General features: G+C 33.0%; 13 protein-coding genes. 3 read left to right on the forward strand and 10 right to left on the reverse strand.

What is annotated here, in order from left to right:
• Positions 1-274 precede the first annotated feature (274 nt).
• Positions 275-3,133, forward strand: coding sequence for an aminomethyl-transferring glycine dehydrogenase (gene gcvP / locus B5X64_RS13425; protein WP_079465735.1), 2,859 nt, complete (start codon positions 275-277; stop codon positions 3,131-3,133).
• 71 nt (positions 3,134-3,204) lie between these two features.
• Here gcvP and B5X64_RS13430 read toward each other — a convergent pair whose 3' ends face one another.
• The gene (locus B5X64_RS13430; RefSeq protein WP_079465736.1) at positions 3,205-4,668 is read right to left on the reverse strand and encodes a S41 family peptidase; all 1,464 of its coding nucleotides are present in this window, start codon (positions 4,666-4,668) and stop codon (positions 3,205-3,207) included.
• A 424-nt stretch (positions 4,669-5,092) separates the two neighbouring features.
• On the opposite strand from B5X64_RS13430, the gene B5X64_RS13435 reads away from it, so the two are divergent.
• The gene (locus B5X64_RS13435) at positions 5,093-6,688 is read left to right on the forward strand and encodes a T9SS type A sorting domain-containing protein (RefSeq protein ID WP_079465737.1); all 1,596 of its coding nucleotides are present in this window, start codon (positions 5,093-5,095) and stop codon (positions 6,686-6,688) included.
• A 451-nt stretch (positions 6,689-7,139) separates the two neighbouring features.
• Here the strand turns inward: B5X64_RS13435 and B5X64_RS22820 are convergent, their stop codons facing one another.
• Entirely contained in the window at positions 7,140-7,310 is a 171-nt protein-coding gene (locus tag B5X64_RS22820; RefSeq protein WP_164463404.1) for a hypothetical protein, read from the reverse strand.
• A 359-nt stretch (positions 7,311-7,669) separates the two neighbouring features.
• On the opposite strand from B5X64_RS22820, the gene B5X64_RS13440 reads away from it, so the two are divergent.
• The gene (locus tag B5X64_RS13440; RefSeq protein WP_079465738.1) at positions 7,670-10,672 is read left to right on the forward strand and encodes a LamG-like jellyroll fold domain-containing protein; all 3,003 of its coding nucleotides are present in this window, start codon (positions 7,670-7,672) and stop codon (positions 10,670-10,672) included.
• Positions 10,673-10,773: 101 nt separating this feature from the next.
• On the opposite strand, the gene B5X64_RS13445 is transcribed toward B5X64_RS13440, so the two are convergent.
• The 8 genes from B5X64_RS13445 to trpC form a co-directional block, all read right to left on the reverse strand.
• The gene (locus B5X64_RS13445; protein ID WP_079465739.1) at positions 10,774-13,983 is read right to left on the reverse strand and encodes an RNA-directed DNA polymerase; all 3,210 of its coding nucleotides are present in this window, start codon (positions 13,981-13,983) and stop codon (positions 10,774-10,776) included.
• 215 nt (positions 13,984-14,198) lie between these two features.
• Positions 14,199-14,927 (reverse strand): lipoyl(octanoyl) transferase LipB, encoded by a 729-nt coding sequence (lipB, locus tag B5X64_RS13450; RefSeq protein WP_079465740.1) that lies wholly within the window; start codon positions 14,925-14,927, stop codon positions 14,199-14,201.
• Between the two features lie 31 nt (positions 14,928-14,958).
• Positions 14,959-15,693 (reverse strand): tryptophan synthase subunit alpha, encoded by a 735-nt coding sequence (gene trpA / locus B5X64_RS13455; protein ID WP_079465741.1) that lies wholly within the window; start codon positions 15,691-15,693, stop codon positions 14,959-14,961.
• Positions 15,694-15,755: 62 nt separating this feature from the next.
• Entirely contained in the window at positions 15,756-16,955 is a 1,200-nt protein-coding gene (gene trpB, locus B5X64_RS13460) for a tryptophan synthase subunit beta (RefSeq protein WP_079465742.1), read from the reverse strand.
• A complete protein-coding gene (locus B5X64_RS13465; protein ID WP_079465743.1) occupies positions 16,948-17,421 on the reverse strand; it encodes an OsmC family protein in 474 nt (157 codons plus the stop codon). The genes trpB and B5X64_RS13465 overlap by 8 nt, the downstream gene beginning before the upstream one ends.
• 44 nt (positions 17,422-17,465) lie before the next feature.
• Positions 17,466-17,765, reverse strand: a complete 300-nt coding sequence (locus B5X64_RS13470; RefSeq protein WP_079465744.1) for a hypothetical protein — start codon at positions 17,763-17,765, stop codon at positions 17,466-17,468.
• 48 nt (positions 17,766-17,813) lie between these two features.
• Entirely contained in the window at positions 17,814-18,512 is a 699-nt protein-coding gene (locus B5X64_RS13475; RefSeq protein WP_079465745.1) for a phosphoribosylanthranilate isomerase, read from the reverse strand.
• 18 nt (positions 18,513-18,530) lie between these two features.
• Complete coding sequence (trpC, locus tag B5X64_RS13480; RefSeq protein ID WP_079465746.1) at positions 18,531-19,310, reverse strand: indole-3-glycerol phosphate synthase TrpC; 780 nt, start codon at positions 19,308-19,310, stop codon at positions 18,531-18,533.
• Positions 19,311-19,318 lie beyond the last annotated feature (8 nt).

Below are 19,318 nucleotides of genomic sequence, written 5' to 3' on the forward strand. Positions count from 1 at the left end.
TAATGGCGGTACTTTAAAAGGAGTGATGATATTCATGTTGCAAATATATTAATTTAGAATAAATATAATTAATATATTTTGATAAATCTGTATTTGCTGACTAGCAAGTAGTTTGAGTAACTTTAGAACGAATTAATTTTGAATTTTCGCATTAAAACTACTCACCAAAATGAGTTGTCAGAAGATTTAATATCAGCTTAACATGAGTTGCGCAATCGGCTAAAAAATCGTAATTTTACGAATCTTTTTTTACAAACAAAATCTAATATAAAAAATGAATACAGAACAGTTTGTGAGCCGTCACATCTCCGTAAACGAAGCCGATAAACAGGCAATGTTGGAAAAAGTTGGCGTTTCAAGTATCGAAGAGTTAATTTCTCAAACCATTCCAGCATCGATCCGTTTAGAAAATGATCTGAACATCTCGGAAGCACTTTCAGAGTACCAAATGCTAAATCATTCGAAAGAATTGGCATCTAAGAACACGGATTATACAAGTTATATCGGGTTTGGATACCACAATACCTTGTTGCCATCGGCAATTCAGAGAAATATCTTTGAAAACCCGAGCTGGTATACAGCGTACACGCCTTATCAGGCAGAGATCGCTCAGGGAAGATTAGAAGCTTTGCTTAATTATCAAACTGTGGTGTGCGATTTGACAGGTTTTGCTTTGGCAAATGCATCTTTGTTGGATGAGTCTACGGCTGCAGCAGAAGCAATGCACATGTTCTTCAACAACAGAACGAAAGATCAGAAGAAAGCAGGAGCTAACAAGTTCTTTATTTCTGATTTAGTTTTACCTCAAACCGTTTCTGTTTTAAGAACAAAAGCTGAAGGTTTAGCAATCGAAATTGTAGTAGGTGATCACAAAACTCATCAGTTTGACGAATCTTATTACGGAGTTTTATTACAATATCCTGGTAAAAACGGAATCGTTTTAGATTATACAGAAGATATTGTAGAGTACAAAAAATTAGATCTACAGGTTGTTGTTGCTTGTGATCCTATGGCTTTGGTTAAGTTGAAATCTCCTGCATCAATGGGCGCTGATTGTGCGGTTGGTACTTCACAGAGATTTGGTATTCCATTAGGTTATGGTGGTCCTCACGCAGCATTTTTCTCTTGTAGAGAAGATTACAAAAGAGATATCCCAGGAAGAATTATTGGGGTTTCTCAGGATATGTACGGAAAACGTGCATTGAGAATGGCTTTGCAAACGAGAGAGCAGCATATTAAAAGAGAAAGAGCAACTTCAAATATCTGTACAGCTCAGGTTCTTTTAGCTGTAATGGCTGGAATGTACGCTGTATATCACGGTCCTAAAGGATTAAACTATATCGCTGATCAGATTCACTTTAAAGCTAATGCATTAAAAGGAGGATTGAAAGCTTTAGGTTATCAGACTGCAGAAGAGCCAATCTTCGACACCGTGAAAATCGTGATGGCTGAAGATGAGAAAGCGAGATTAAACAGATTGATGCTTGATCATAATTTAAACCTTAACTATTTTACAGAAGGTGTTGTAAGTATTGCAATCAACGAAAGTACTACGCTGGAGAAACTGAATGTTTTGATGGCTTCTTTTGCTCAGTTTAAAGATAAGCAGACTTTTAAATTAGAAATAAAAGAAGGATACAGTATTCCTGAAGAAAATCTTAGAAAAGATGAGATTTTAACAGAATCAGTATTCAACAAATATCATACAGAGACCGAATTGATGCGTTACATCAAACGTCTTGAAAGAAAAGATCTATCATTAACTCATTCAATGATTTCTCTTGGATCTTGTACAATGAAACTGAATGCTGCAACTCAGATGTTGCCACTTTCGTGGGCAGATTGGGGAAGTATTCACCCGTTTGTACCGGTAAATCAGGCAGGAGGTTATCAGGAAATGATTAAAGAATTAGAGAAAGATCTTTCTGAAATCACAGGTTTTGCAGGAACTTCTCTTCAGCCAAACTCTGGAGCTCAGGGAGAATATGCAGGATTGATGGTGATCAGAGAATATCACATCTCAAGAGGTGAAGGTCACAGAAATGTGGTATTGATTCCTCAGTCTGCACACGGAACAAACCCAGCTTCCGCAGCAATGGCAGGAATGAAGATTGTTGTTGTTAAAAACCTTGAAAGCGGAGAAATTGATTTCGAAGATTTCAAAGCCAAAACAGAGCAGCATTCTGAGAATTTATCTTGTGTGATGATTACATATCCGTCAACTTACGGATTCTTTGATGCCAACATTAAAGAAATTACTCAACTGGTTCACGATCACGGCGGACAGGTTTATATGGATGGTGCCAATATGAATGCACAGGTTGGATATACAAGTCCTGGAAATATCGGAGCAGACGTTTGTCACCTTAATCTTCACAAAACTTTCGCTATTCCTCACGGAGGTGGAGGTCCTGGAGTTGGTCCAATCTGTGTGGCTAAACATTTGGTTCCTTTCTTACCAACGAATGCAAACATTAATGTTGGTTCTAATGAAGCAATTGCAGGGATTTCTGCTGCACCTTACGGTTCAGGTTTAATCTTAAATATTTCTTATGCTTATATCAAAATGTTGGGAACTTCAGGTTTGAAAAAAGCAACGGAACACGCAATCTTAAATGCAAACTATTTAAAAGAAATCTTAGCAGAACATTTCCCTATTTTATATTCAAATACTGAAGGTAGAGTAGCGCACGAATGTATCGTAGATTTCCGTCAGTTCAAATCTTTAGGAATTGAAGTGGCTGATGTTGCAAAGAGATTGATGGATTACGGTTTCCACGCACCTACGGTTTCTTTCCCGGTTGCAGGAACATTAATGATCGAGCCTACAGAATCTGAAAGCAAGTCTGAAATTGACCGTTTTGCTGAAGCATTAATTGCTATCAAACATGAAATCGATGAGATTGCTAACGGTGAAGCTGATCAGGCAAACAACGTATTGAAAAATGCTCCTCACACTGAGCAATTGGTTATTTCTGATTCTTGGGATAAACCATACAGCAGAGAGAAAGCAGCGTATCCGCTAGAGTGGGTAAGAGATCACAAATTCTTTGCTTCCGTTTCTAGAGTTGATGAAGCTTACGGAGACAGAAATTTAGTTTGTACTTGTGAGCCGATTGAAGCTTATATGTAATTAAAAGTTTTTTAGATATAAAAAAATCCCTTTCAGTGATGAGAGGGATTTTTGTTTTTATAAAATCATTTTTATTGACCGTTTAAAGTTTTATTGACATACTCGGTCCATTCGTATAACGGAATACTTCTATCTAAATAAAAGTCGGGCTGCAATCCTTTTCCGTCTATCGTGAAATCTGGAATACGCATACTTCTGGAAAGGGAATATCCTAATTCAAATTCATTACAAGGCGACGGAACATAATACATATTGGATACATCTAGAACTCCAAAAGTTGTTGTTCCGAATAATTTTACTTTTCTGCTTTGTTTTGCAGCGAGTAAAAACTGCTCATCGGTACTGCCGTTTTTTTGATTAATGATAATTCCTACATTTTTAGGATATTGATGAATGGTGTCGTATTTGGTAATAGTCACCACATTTTCATTAAGATTGACAAACTTTCCCTGCTCTTTTTCTAATTTATCAAATGAATTTTTTGCCCATTTTTTATTTTCTTCATTAAATCCGTATTCAGGTTTGTTGATGAAATCGAGCATTCTCTGATTGTTTAATTTTGTAGATAAATATTCGACACCAACAGTTCTGATAGGATTCGTATAAATCAAGGGAAGGATATTGTTGTAACTTCCATCACTTCCTCCTGTCCCGTTTCTAATGTCGATGATGAGGTTTTCTGTGGAGAGTATTTTATTTTTATTAGCTAGAATAACACTGTCAATTTTTTGTTTCTTAGAAGCCTGAAAAGAAGGAATTCTGAAATACAATGTTGTTTCATTTAATTTTTCAATATAGGGTTCATTGGTATTTAATGATTTGAAATATTTCGCATATTTGGGCTCATCCTCAATTTTAGGATAAATCCTTGAAAGGCTGAAATCTCCAATTTGTAAATTATTTTTCCCGGTTATTGCTATTTCTTTAGATTCTACGGCAGAATGATCACGCATATAATAAACGGAGCTTGTTTTACCATTTGAGAAGTCTAATTTTAGTTTTACCTGTCCTTTTGTCCATGTTTCAGCACCAGATTCTATAATAAATCCTATATATTGATCGCCCTTCTTTTTAATCCCAATCGTATAGGGCTCGGTATCCCAAATGCCTTCATAGTCTGATGTTTTCTTTTTATCTAAATACTTCTTGAAATCTTGTGTATCTACTGGTAAGGTTTCCCAATTTGCAAATTGATTATCAGACTTATTGTTAGCAACCGATTGGGAAGATTGTTGTTTTGAGATGGGTCTTATCGAAACGTGGCCTGAACGGAAAAAAGTCAACCATTCGTACAAAATCGGACTGCAATCACCAAATGTTTTAGCTGATTTTACTTTTTCTGAAATTCTTTTATTGAGATCACTATATGCCTGATCACCTTTTTGTTTTATTGCATATTGAAATCCTGCATCATTTTCTTCAAAAGTTTTTTTCACCCATTCAAAATTTTTTGTGCAATTACAATCTTGAGCGTATGTAGATATTGATAGTAATGTAAATAAAAAGAAGGCAAATGTTGCTTTGATGTTTTTCATGGTTTTAATTTATAATAAAAGGACACTCGGATTCTTGAAATGTTACAGAGTTGCTTATATTTTAGATAATATTTAAAATATAAGCAACTCCAAAAGACATTCTCCAAAAATAATTCTTTTTTTGGGGAAATGCTGATTTAATTCAATACTTCTGGATAAAAGTGCTTAGAAAGAAACTTAGTTTCTACTTGTGAGCCGATTGAAGCTATTACTCAAATCGTGCGATAATTTTCAAAAAAATCATCAATTAATGAATAAAAATCCAGGGTTTTATAAAAATAAGTAATAAAACTATTGTATTTAACGGATTGTTTTTCAGTTGTTTAATAATCTTTTTATTGATTTTTTTTGAAAATTATTAATTAAGCTAACGTTAACAATAAAATATTATCTTGGTATCTTTAAATTTTACAAACAAAAAACGATGAAATTCAATTACAAAAAAACAATACCTGTATGTGTAGGTATTCTTTTTTCAGGACTAAGTTATGCACAAGCTCCAGCCATAGAATGGCAAAAATCTTTAGGAGGAACAGGTGATGAATACGCAAGTTCCATTATTCAAACTGATGATGGAGGTTTTATGATTGCCGGGAGTTCTAATTCAAATAATGGAGATGTAACAGGAAATCACGGAAATTATGATTACTGGCTAACGAAATTAAACCCAACAGGAAATCTCCTGTGGCAAAAATCTTTCGGAGGAACAGCAAGTGATTATGCAACTTCTATTCTTCAAACTACTGATGCAGGATATGTGGTTGCTGGAATTACTAATTCTAATAATGGTGATGTAACGGGAAATCATGGAAATTCAGATGGCTGGATTTTAAAAATAAATTCTGATGCCGGAGTTATTTTTTGGAAAAAAACTTTGGGCGGAACAGATTATGAGGTTATCAGTGAAATAATCCCAACGACAGATGGCGGGTATATATTTGCCGGAACTTCTTCTTCAAACAATGGTGATGTATCGGGAAATAATGGCTATGTAGATTACTGGATTGTAAAAGTAAATTCGGATGGAAATATTCAATGGGAAAAAAATTTAGGAGGAACAGGAGACGACAGAGCAACTTCTATCGTTCAAACTAATGATGGCGGATATGTAGTTTCCGGATATGCAGAAAACAACAATGGTGATGTAACAGGAAATCATGGTGGAAAGGATTATTGGATTTTAAAACTAAACACTGACGGAGGCGTTATTTATTGGAAAAAATCGTTCGGAGGATTATATCAAGAATTACCAATATCTATGGTGAAAACTTCAGACGGAGGTTTTATTTTAGCTGGTTCGACGAACTCTAATGATGGCGATGTATCAGGAAATCATGGAAATGATGATTATTGGATCGTAAAAGTAAATTCAACAGGAGATCTTCAATGGCAAAAAGCTTTAGGAGGAAGTTCAGCTGATTTGGGGTCTTCTATTATTCAAACAACCGATGGAGGATATTTAGTTGTGGGAAGTTCTGCTTCTAATGACGGACAGGTAACAGGACATCATCCTTCTTCAGGCGGTGTCGGAGAAGGTCCTTTTTCTTATGATTGTTGGGCCGTAAAATTAAATTCCACAGGAAGTATTCAATGGAATAAAAGTCTGGGTGGGTCAGGTGTTGATCATGGCAACTCTGTTATTCAAACCACGGATGGAGGTTACATTATTGCAGGAAGTTCAAATTCAAACAATGGCGATGTGACAGGAAATCATGGAGGAGAGGATGTTTGGATCGTGAAACTTGCTCCGGATAATTTGGCCACTAATGAAATTGCAAAAGATGTTACAACAGTTAATGTTTTCCCTAATCCGGCAAAAGACAATGTTACTTTAAAACTTGATTATTTTACACCGTCTATGGAGGTCACAATTACTGATATGGTAGGGAGAACCATTCAAACTCAGAAATTAGAAGGACTGACAACAAAAATAAATACCGATAACCTTAAAAAAGGAACCTATTTTCTTAATTTAACTGGAGGTAGAGAAAATGTAAGCAAAAAATTTATTAAAGAATAATTTGCTTTTTATCAATGTCTGAAAAAAACCTGTCTCGTGCAGGTTTTTTTGGTAATTACTAATCAGAATAACAACATCAGAATATTACCCTAAGATTAATCTTTATGAAGTATTATCGTACTTAGCTCTTGTGTTATCAGAAGAATCCTTAATTTCTATTCTAAAACGATTTCCCAATTTGTAAATAAACACAGAATTGCCACCATATCCTGTAGATTGGCTAATTATTATTGTTCGATACCATTATATTTTTCATATACATTTGCTTCAAAAGTATTACTTACGGTATTTCCTTTAATTTTATTAGCTGTGTAATCAATAGAAATTTTCTCTGGCTTTTAAAATCCAAAACTCCTCACTTTTTCTCTAATGATTTCCAGATTATTAATTTTTTTAAATATAATAAATCCCTTTCAGCGATGAGAGGGATTTTTTTAGTTCACATTTAAAATTACCTTTTTCTGGAGGTAAAGACAATCAACATTGCAATTCCTCCGAAAATAAATGTAATAATTGACACTGTTTTAACTGAAATATCACTTTTCGTCGTGTATTCTTTTCCACACGAATAGAGGAAAAATGCAGTAATTAAAAGATAGCTAAAGAGTAATTTTTTATTCATAAGCGTTTGTTTTTAATTGTTCGTTTTAAATAATTTTTGTTATGAAAAATTACGAATAATTTAAATATTTCGCTAATTTTTCACTATTCTTTACATAGTTGTTTAAATTGTATGATGCTTTTATTACTCCAAAGAATTATTTCTTTTTCTGGATAGAATTTTCCGATTGTGTCCTTGTTGCTCATGTGGAGCTTTTGTTGTTCTATTAACAGATAATCGCTCTCCAATTTCAATCTATAAATAAACTTATTTAATGAAGTTTTGACTTAATTCATTGATTTATAATAAGCAGCAGGATTGTGCAGGATGCTCATATTTGGGTTTGTGGGTAGATTGGTTTATCCAAAAAATTAATATTTATGAAAAATAAATCTTTACTCATTAAGCAGACTTTTACATCTTTACTGCTTTGTGGAATCACATTATCCACTGCTGATTTGAAAGCCCAGACATTGGCATTTCCGGAAGCTACCGGATTTGGTCGATTTACTACAGGAGCTAGAGGAGCAGCAAATCCTCAAATTTATTTGGTAACCAATTTAAATGACAGCGGCGCAGGTTCTTTTCGTGATGCGGTGAGTCAGCCAGGAAGGTTTGTAATTTTTAAAGTGGGAGGTATTGTTAATTTACAATCGGTGGTTGCTGTAGCAGCCAATACCACAATTGCAGGACAAACTGCGCCGGGAGAAGGAATTTTATTTTTAGGACCGAGAGTGTCATTTTCGGGAGCCAATAATACCATTGCACGATATTTCCGTGTCCGTTATGGAGGAACTTCTCAAAATCAGGATGCATCAGGAATTGCGAATGGAGCAAATATTATTTTAGATCACATGACTTTTACCTGGGGTACAGATGAGGTTTTTTCTGTTAACTGGGATAATAACGGAACAAGTCCGGATAATATAACGATCCAAAATTCTATTATCGGACAGGGATTGCATCGTCATAATCATTCTGCGGGTGGTTTAATGCAACCTCCTCCAGGTGGAAAAATCAGCTTAATTGGAAATTTATATATCTGTAATAAAACCCGTAACAATAAAATAAAAGGCATCAATGAATTTGTAAATAATGTGGTGTATAATTGGGGGAATTACGGAAATACTTATGGACATACCCAATCTGGAGAAGCTTACATTATGGGTGGAGATTCTGCAGGCGCTTCGTATGCCAATATCATCAATAATTATTTTATCGGAGGTCCCAATACAAGCAGTACAGTTTCTACACCTTTCAGCGTAGGAAATGCCAACTTTAATTTATATGGTTCCGGAAACTATTTTGACAACAATAAAAACGGAGTTTTGGACGGAACTTTAGTTCCTCAGAATTTAACGGGATATCCTGTTGGAGATATCAATGCGATTCAAACAACTTCGTATGATTATCCGATGAAAAACCCGACCTTGACTGCACAAGGAGCGTATGATAATATTGTTTCAAAAGTAGGAGCATCTTATCCGAGACGTGACCAGGTGGATCAGTTGATGATCTCAGATCTAATGTCAAAAGGAACAACCGCAACTTATGTTTATGTACAAAGTGATCTAACCACTCAGTTTGGTTTTACCAATGGTGGAGCAGGGCACGTTTATGGCGCTCCGGCTCCTTTAGACACCGATAATGACGGAATGCCCGATGCGTGGGAAACTGCAAACGGACTGAATCCAAATGTTTTTGATGCTTTGGCTGTAAGTACAGCGCATGCTCCGTATCTGAATATTGAGGTATATATTAATGGTTTACCCAATACAGCGGCTCCGGATTTTATTATTCCGCCATCCAATTTAAATTTCACAAATCCAGTGACAACGGGAACTCCGGCTTCAAGCTCATTAACGGTTAACTGGAGTGATAATGCGACTAATGAAACGAATTATATACTGGAACGTTCTCCCAATGGTACAGCGTTTACAGTCATTGCAACATTGCCTGCGAATACAACGACTTATAATGAAACGGGTTTGACGCCCAACACTCAATATTATTACAGAGTGAAAGCGGTGAATGCCACAGAATCTTCTGTGTATACTTCAAATTCGTCTATAACTACACCGCCTGTTCCGTCAGCGCCTACCAAAGCAGCTAATCCAAATCCTGCCAATGGTTTTAATGATGTACAGTTAACTAATGGGAATTTACTTTTAAAATGGACAGGAAGTACAAATACCTCTACATATATCGTTTATTTTGGAACAAATCCACAAAATTTAAACAATGTAGCTACAGTTCCTTATTCTGCTGCACCATCATATCAGTTAAGTAATTTAAATACGGCAACTAATTATTATTGGAGAATTGATTCATCTAATGCTTTAGGTTCTGTAACAGGAGATGTTTGGAGTTTCCGTGCATTGACACCAAGTCTTGTTGGAAACTGGCCATTCTCAGAAGCTCCTTTGTCTGGTGAGCAGATTGCAGATTTAACGTCTTATGCCAATCATGGAACATTAAATGTAGCCTATGATAATGCCAATGTGAGAGTTCCCGGAAAAGAAAATTATGCCTTAGATTTGGCAACTTCACCCAATACGCCGTACATAGCGAGTATTCCGCATCAGGATCAGATTTTATTTAATACCAATTCTTTTACAGTTTCTTACTGGATGAAAGCTCCGACAAGCATGATTCCATCGTCTTCGGCGACCAGTCTTTATGTGTTGTGTAAAGGTTCTTTTACCAAAAATACAGCAACAGGAGCCACTGGAAAACGTTTTAATGTAGAAATTAAAGGCGGTCAGTTGCGATATGCGATTGATGATGATGTTACGAAAAAGGAAATTACCTCACCCATTGCTAATTATTTTACCAATAATTGGGTGCATGTTGTAATTCAGAGAGATATTACGGCGCATAAAATGAGAATTTATACGAATGGTGTTTTGAGTGCTGAAGGTGATGAAACCGCAGTTACAGGAATTGGTGAAGCAAGTGATTTGATCATCGGAAATATTGGTGAACTTGAATTTTTATCAACGACCAATGCTCCGGCTCCTTATAAAGGTGTTTTTGACGAACTAAAAATGTACAATTATGCATTGTCTCCAACGGAAATATCTGCTTTATACAATCAGGCGGTGTTGAGAAATGCAGAATTTAGTATCAGTAAAAATGTGGGAACGGTATATCCGAATCCTGTAAAAGATCAGATTTTCATTAAACTTCCTGAATATAAAAGATCAAGTTTAACTGCCACAATTTTAGATATGACAGGAAAAGTAATCGTTAAAGAGAAATTAAATGCTAATGGAAACGGAATATTTAATTTAAATATTGCCGGTAAAAAAGTTTCAGGAAATTATATTCTGAATGTTTCAGGAGATGAATTGAATAGCAATTTTAAAATTATTGTTCAGTAAGAAAATAAGAGCACACTTAGTTTACTTCATATTGTATCAAAAGGAAATCCTTTCAATTTTTTGAAAGGATTTCTTTATTTAAAATACTGAAGTAGTAATGACTATTTGTTTTTAATTCTTTTAATAACTTCAGTTTTATCAAAATCTGGTGGTAATGGTTTAAAAATTTTGTCTACTCTTGTCAAACTATATTTTTTTCTTTGAAACTCTCTTAGTTTATCTATTTCTATAGTGCCTAATACTGTCACATTATTTTCACCACCCTTAAGTTTTACAATATCGATATTATATGATTTGCTTGGTTGACTAATTCTAGTGTCTCCAAAATGACTAGAGTTAACTTGTACAACATAGCAATGAATATCTCGTATTATTGACTCAACTAAATTTGAAAAATAATTTGTATCCTGATTATATTCTATTGCAAATAGTAAATCAATTTTACTTCTAAGTAAACTGCGATGAGTTATATTGGCTAATTCAAAACAGTAAAAAACTGAAAAATATATGTTTTTCCATTTTAATATATGGTATCTATTTTTAAGCGGTTTTGGTATTTCAAAATGATTTCCTTTTATTAATTCTTCTTCACTTGGTGCATAATGATTTTTTAAACGAAATATTATTGTTGCGTCTTTGTATCCGTCTATTTCAACCGGAAGGATTGTAGATATAAAATTAAAAGATAAACTATTTACAGTAATATGTTCTAAACCAGATATTATTAATGTTTGATTTTTTTCTGCATATTTTACAAGGCTAGAAAAGATTTCTATTGGTATGAAAAATTCAGGAAATGCGACTACGTCCGCATTGTTTCGCCTAGTTTCTTTTAGAAACCTCACTAGATTTTGATATCTTGAATTTGATATGTTAGGAGTATTTCTCAATCCCTCAATAATGTTTTTTTCACTAATAAATGTGTTTGCAACTCCTATTTTTGGTTGAAGTTTTTTGTCGTCGGAATTAGTGTGGATTTCCAACAATACATCGTCGCTATTGTTTTGTTTTAATATTTTGTAAAACTTATCCTTGTAATTATCAATATTATCTTCAAAAGTATCCAGAGATTTATGTTTTAAATTTGCTTTTTTAAATCTTTCAAAAGCATAATCTAAAAAATGTTTACTCTCATAGTAATCAGCAATATTAATAAATTCATTCTTAATGTCCTTACTTCTTGTTTTTAAATCGGTGAATAATTGGGAAATTGTACATTCCCAAAATTTGATTGGGCGTGGAGAGTTTACAATTAAATTATCATCAATAGTATATTGCTCTACATTGAAATTTAAACTCAATAAATTAATTGATTTAGTGTAACTTTCTTTAGTATAATTTAGTAGAGGTATTGATACATAATGATGTCTCAACATGTTAGTTTTTCGATAACGCATTGACCAAAAAGAATCCGGACGTGTTATTTCATTAAAGAAGAAATTTACATAATCAGCTTCTAATTTATTACTTCTATATTCAAAGTTCTTTAAAACTTTTTTATTATGTTTTAAAAAATTTGGATTTAGTGACATGACTAATTCATGGGAAATATCTAAAAAACCAATTAATGTATTTATAATATAAATATTTTTGATATTAGTATCCTTAAAAATTTGCGATTTAAGATTAATTTTTTGAATCTCTTCTATACAACGGAAATAAAAATCTACATATTCTGCTGGTTTGTTATTTACAAGTAAATAAGTAAATATCTTTTCCCATAATCGGTAGAATTCGATTATATTTTCACCCTTAAAAAGCTTTAAAAATTTATGTATCTCTTCATCTGAAACGCTTTGTTTGTGTTTGGTTGCTCCAAGAATTTTATTGGTCAAGTAAACTGTTAGACCATATCTGTTTTCTTTGTAGTCTTTTAATGTTCGTACTTTTCCATCCGAATCTGTATAATTTAAATAATATGCATTCTTATCAAAATCTCCAAGCCCATCATTATCATCAGGTAAATCTTTAAATTCACTTGACTTAAAATCTAATTCTTGTTTTAATTTATCAATTACTAAATCTGATTCTTGATAATCAAAATAATACATTAATGTTTTTTGAGATTGACAAATTAAGTTGTCATATTGATCGATTTTTATAACGTTTTTATTATCAGAACCAGGTATGATTTTAAAGAGAGGATGCAATGTCTGCAATAAATATTTATCAACCTTTGATAAATTGAAATCAGATTTATTACTAGTTTCTTCTAGAATTTTTATTTTGTATTCATCAAAGTCGAAGGAATATTTTTCATAAATACCTTTTGAATAATTTTCAATATTTGGTTCAGAAAGAACTATTAATATATCATCAACGTATCTACCGTAGTATGCGGGTTTAAATTTATTAGTTATTATTTTATCAAAATCATTTAAATAATGATTAGCTATAATATATGATGTCAATAGTCCTATTGGTAAGATTGATTTAGAGATTAACTCATGAGAAAAATCATTCGGAAACATATATTTGTTCGCAATCAATTCTGAATAAGTAGTATGTATTTTTCTAAGTATATAATTTATATTATGAGAGGTATCATTTTCAATATTAAAATATTTATCTAAATCAATTCGACAAGAGTGGAAGTAATCTTTTATATCTAAATTTATAAATAGAGCATTTTTTTCGTCATTTAATAAATTTTGTGCAGCTATGATTGATTCATCTCTCCATTTTTGATATTGAGTAAAGTAAGGTTTAAACAATGATGAATTATTTATAACTCCAGTTTTATCTTTGTTCAAAAGTAATCTATTACCCTTACATTCATTAAGTAACTCGGCATCGAATTTGAACCCATGTTCGTTTATCCATAGAACGGAAATTATATGCAGTTCTATAGGCATATCAATAAAAGCCGTAATTTTTTTAGGCATATCAATAAAAGCCGTAATTTTTTCTAACTCATAATTACTTGATTGTTTTTTATTCGTTATAAAGTTTTCATCATTATCTTGTCTATTTAGCTTTTTTGGAAAAAAAACTACTTTTATTGAATTAAATAAGTGTTCAAAAAATTCACTCTTTTCATTAAAATTATTTATTTCTTGTAATAGTTTGTTAAATTTAAATTCTAAATTATCATTAATGTTTTTTTTATTCTGACTAAAAATATCAAAAATATTTTTTTCATTATCTGAGTAAAGTGTTGAAACTTGCCAATTTAGGCTAAAGCCAGTTTTAGTTGTATCTGTTTCAAATTCAACAAGTTTTTCCCTTAAAAATAATTCTGTATTATCGTAATACACATAAGTTTTAAGCTTGCTATAAGCTAATTTGATTTGTTCAATCTCTATATTCATGGCTTGTTTTTATATTTTCGTTCCTAAATTTTGATTTAAATAATACTTAGTTTTTGAATGTATTTTTCTAAAAGTAAATAAAAATTTAACAACAAACAATTTTAATTCAAACCCAAATGAAAAAAGCTGAAGTTCTCACTTCAGCTTTAATAATGCAAAACCATTTTATTTTTTGCGCTATAATTTTTAATGATAATATTACACAATCATCAATATTATTTAATCACCAATTCCGCCTCAAAAACATCCGCAAAATGCTTTCTGATTTTTGCTTTAATATCTTCCATTTCTTCGGCAGTAAGCTCTCTTTCCAATTCTCTTTTTAGAGAAGTGACCTGCTTGTCTTTGATACCGCAAGGAATGATGTATTCAAAATAACGCATATCGGTATTGATGTTTAAGGCAAAACCATGAAGGGTAACCCAACGCGAAGCTTTTACACCCATCGCACAGATTTTTCTGGCGTAAGGTTTTCCGACATCCAGCCAAACTCCGGTTTCTCCGGGAGAACGCTCTCCTTTCAATCCATATTCGGCAATAGTTCTGATAATTACTTCTTCAAGATTTCTCATATATTTATGAATATCTGTAAAGAAATTTTCCAAATCTAAAATCGGATAACCCACAATTTGACCGTAACCGTGATAGGTAATATCTCCACCACGATTTACTTTTACGAAGGTGGCATCTATCTCCTTCAGTTTATCGATTCCGGCAAGCATATTTTCTTCATGACCGCTTTTACCAAGAGTGTAAACATGCGGATGCTCTACCAAAAGAAAATGATTGGAGGTTGTATGTTGCTCGTCGACAGGCAAGTCGCGATTTTTGACTTTGAGATCAATAATGTTTTTCATCAACGTCTCCTGGTAATCCCATGATGGTTGATATTCTTTAACGCCTAAATCTTCAAATTCTACGACTTTATTTTGATGTGTATTCATACCTTTTGTTAACGAACAAATTTAGTGATTTTTAATTTTTTATTGAATTAATAAAATCTATGGCTTTTATTCTCCAATCTTTATCGTTGAGCAAGATGTTGACGAAGGCAGTACCGATGATTCCGCCGTCTGCTTTTTGAGTAACATTTTCAAAATCTTCTTTAGATTTGATTCCAAAACCTATCATTACAGGATTTTTCAGTGGGAGAGACGCAAGTCGGGAAAGGTAGTCTTCATTTTTTAAAACAGCATTCTCATTTCCTGTTGTGGATGAAGAACTTACCGCATATAAAAACCCTGAACTTAAAGAATCCAAATATAAAATTCTTTCATCTGACGTTTCGGGAGTTACCAAAAACGTAAAATTCAAATTGTGTTTTTTTAAAATTTGCTTATAATTTTTTTCAAATTCAACAGGCGGTAAATCAGGAATAATTAAACCTGAAACTCCACTTTCAGAACATTCTTTGCAAAAATTTTCAAACCCGAAACTTAAAACCGGATTGATGTATCCCATTAATATAATTGGAATTTTGATCTCGTTTTTAATAAATCTCAGTTGACAAAGTAAAGTTGAAATTGTCATTCCATTATTTAAAGCCAGTTCATGAGCTTTTTGAATGACAGGGCCATCGGCAACAGGGTCAGAATACGGCATCCCGATTTCCATCATTTCAGCTCCGGAATCTTGAATTAATTTTATAATTTCAGCGGTATCTTCCAGTTGCGGAATTCCTGCTGTGAAGTAGATGTTTAGTTTTTTCATTTTTTTAGAAGTTAGAGATTAGAAGTTAGAAGCTAGATGTTAGAGCGTTGAAATACTAATTTCTAACTACTAACGTCTAATTTCTTTAAGTAAGTTTCCATATCCTTGTCACCACGACCAGAAAGACAAATCACGACAATATCATTTTCGTTGAATTTCTTTTTATCTAAAACGGCTAAAGCATGAGCGCTTTCCAAAGCGGGGATAATTCCTTCCAATTTGGTTAGTTCAAAAGCAGATTGCAAAGCTTCATCATCATTAATACTGAAAAATTCTGCTCGGTTTTCTTTAAATAAATGCGCATGAAAAGGCCCGATTCCGGGGTAATCTAAACCTGCAGAAATAGAATGTGGTTCGATAACTTGTCCGTCTTTGGTCTGCATAACCAAACTTTTACTTCCGTGTAAAACGCCTAAAGTTCCCAGAAAAGTGGTCGCAGCAGATTTCCCTGAATCCACTCCAAAACCTCCGGCTTCTGCAGCGATAATTTTCACATTTTCTTCCTCTACAAAATGATAGAAAGTTCCTGCAGCATTGCTTCCGCCACCAACACAAGCGATGACATAATCAGGAGTTGAACGACCAATGTGCTCGTGAAGCTGTTCCTTAATTTCTTTTGAAATCACAGATTGAAATCTCGCCACCAAATCAGGAAACGGATGAGGACCAACCACACTCCCGATAACGTAATGTGTTGTTGTTGAGTTGTTAATCCAGTCTCTTAACGCTTCATTCACAGCATCTTTCAAAGTTTTTGAACCTGAAGTTGCAGGAACGACGGTTGCTCCAAGCATTTTCATCCTTGCCACATTCGGAGCCTGTCTTGCAATGTCGATTTCGCCCATGTAAACGATACATTCCAAACCAAGGAGTGCACAAGCTGTAGCAGTAGCAACTCCATGTTGTCCGGCTCCTGTTTCAGCAATAATTCTATGTTTTCCCAAACGTTTTGCCAATAAAACCTGCCCCAAAGCATTGTTGATTTTATGCGCTCCGGTATGGTTGAGGTCTTCTCTTTTTAAATAAATCTGAGTCTTGTATTTTTCACTTAAATTTTTTGCTAAATATAACGGAGTGGCGCGACCTACATAGTTTTTCAACAAATCCTGATATTCATTTTGAAAATCTTCAGATTCTATGATTTCAAGATAGTTTTTTTGCAGTTCTTCTACATTCGGAAACAGCATTTCGGGGATAAAAGCACCGCCGAATTCTCCATAATATCCTTGTTCGTCTGGATTTTTATAATTTGTCTTAATCATTTTTGTAATTGATTTCAGGTTGATGTTTTACTTCAAAATTCAATGAGTTGGCAATAAAGCAATATTCGTTTGCTTTCTGATGAAGTTCGATTGCTTTTTCAATCATATCTTTTTCGGCAACCAAAATTTTGGGTTTTAAGATAATCTCTGTGAACTTTCCACTTCCGTTTTCGCTTTCTATCATTATTCCTTCTACAAAATCTATATATTCTAACACCAGAATTTTATTGACCGAACAAAAATGCAAATACCACAAAAGATGACACGAAGAAACGGAAGCCAACAACAAATCTTCAGGATTATGAAGTTCAGGATTTCCTAAAAATGCAGGGTCTGAAGAACCTTTGATTTCAGCTTTTCCATCCACAGATATGATATAGCTTCTTTCATACGAACGATAATTTTTTGTGGATTCACCAGTGTTTCCCGTCCATTTTATTTTTGATTTGTATTGATGGTTTTTCATTTTTTTATCTCAAAATGTTTGTTAAACTGCCATTTTATACTTTTCTATAATTGCTTTTTTATTTCACAAATTATAGTTTCCACGTTTTTATTCTGCCAAATTTCAATCTCTCGAGTTGCTTTTTCTTTATTAAAACTATGCGTTTTGTTTTTCCATTCATAGTCTTTGATTACACGTAAAATTGCTTTATTGTATGAAACTATTGCTGTTTTATAAATCTCAGCTTTTTTAGATATAATTTCAAGAGTCAAACCATTCAAAATAGCATTTTTTAGAATTAACTTTTTCAATTCTAATTCTTCTTTTTTCTTTCTGGGTTCATTTCTCGGAGCAAAAGATGGCATTTTTATTTATAATATAAGATTGTTTAAACTGACGAATTAATATGATATTTAATATTTTATTAATGATAAGAATTCTTTTATTTTTAATAAATCTTTAATTCCAGGCTCAATTTCAAATTTTGAGTTGATATCGAGAACAGTTGGTTGATGGTTGATGGTTGACAGTTTATGGAAGTTTTCCAAAGAAATTCCGCCGCTTAAAAAATAAGGAAGAGGGATTTTTATTTCGTTAAGAACATCCCAGTCAAACGATTTTCCAGTTCCGCCAAACGATTTAGAATCAGTGTCGAAAAGAATATATGCAATGTCATTCTGAATGGAGCGAAGTGAAGTGAAGAATCTTTCAAGAGATTTTTCCTTCGTCGGAATGACAAAGTCAGAGCCGATTCGTATCACTTTTATAATTCCAACTTCAGGTTTTAATTTTTTTCTCAATTCCAAAATAAAATTATCACTTTCATCGCCGTGAAGCTGAATAAAATTTAAATCTGATTTTTCAGCAATTTCTATTATTTTATCTGCATTTTCATTGACAAAAACTCCAACTTTTCCTGAGTGTTTAATCTTGGAAATATAGTTTAAATTCAAATGATTCAAAACATATCTTGGCGATTTTTCATAAAAGATGAAGCCAAGGAAATCAATCTTTAACGCCACTAATTCACGAATTTGATCGAGCTGAGTCAAACCGCAAACTTTAAGCTTGGGTTGATAGTTTTTGGTTGATGGTTGTTGGTTCTCAATCATTGCTAAATTGCTAAACTGTTATATTTTTACATTAGAAACGAATTCAGAGAATTTGTTTCCAGGGTTTTCACTTTTCATAAAATATTCGCCCATTAAAAAACCGTTGAATCCTTTTTCTTTTAAATATTTAAAATCATCTTCGTTATAAATTCCGCTTTCGGCAATGGATAAAATATTTTCAGGAAGCTGATTTTTTAGATTAACAGAATGTTGTAAATCAACCTTGAAATCTTTTAAATTTCTGTTGTTAATTCCTACAAAATCAATAGTTGCATTGATGTGTTGAAGTTCTTCTTCGGTGTGGATTTCCAATAAAACTTCTAATCCTAATTTATGAGAAAGTTCTGTAAATTCCTGAACCTGAGTTGGCGAAAGATAAGCTGCAATCAATAAAATAACATCGGCTCCGATTGATTTCGCTTCATAAAACTGATATTCATCAACCATAAAATCTTTTCGTAGAATCGGAATATTGATATGATTTCTTACACTCAAAATATCATCAAAACTTCCGCCGAAAAAATCTTTATCAGTTAGTATAGAAATTCCGCTTGCTCCAAATTTTTCATAATCGGAAGCAACTTCTAAAGTCGAAATTTGATTATTAATAATACCTTTTGAAGGTGACTGTCTTTTAAATTCAGCAATAATTCCTGATTTTGATTCTAAAGTTTCTTTCAGGGAAAAAGTTTTTCTTCCAAAAAATTCTGAATTTTTAAGTTGCGCCACAGAAGTTTTAGATTTTGAATCTTTTATTTCCTGTTTTTTTCTTTCTATGATTTTGTCTAAAATATTCATTCTGTTAG

The sequence above is a fragment of the Chryseobacterium balustinum genome (genome assembly GCF_900168205.1).
GTDB classification, from domain to species: Bacteria; Bacteroidota; Bacteroidia; order Flavobacteriales; family Weeksellaceae; genus Chryseobacterium; species Chryseobacterium balustinum.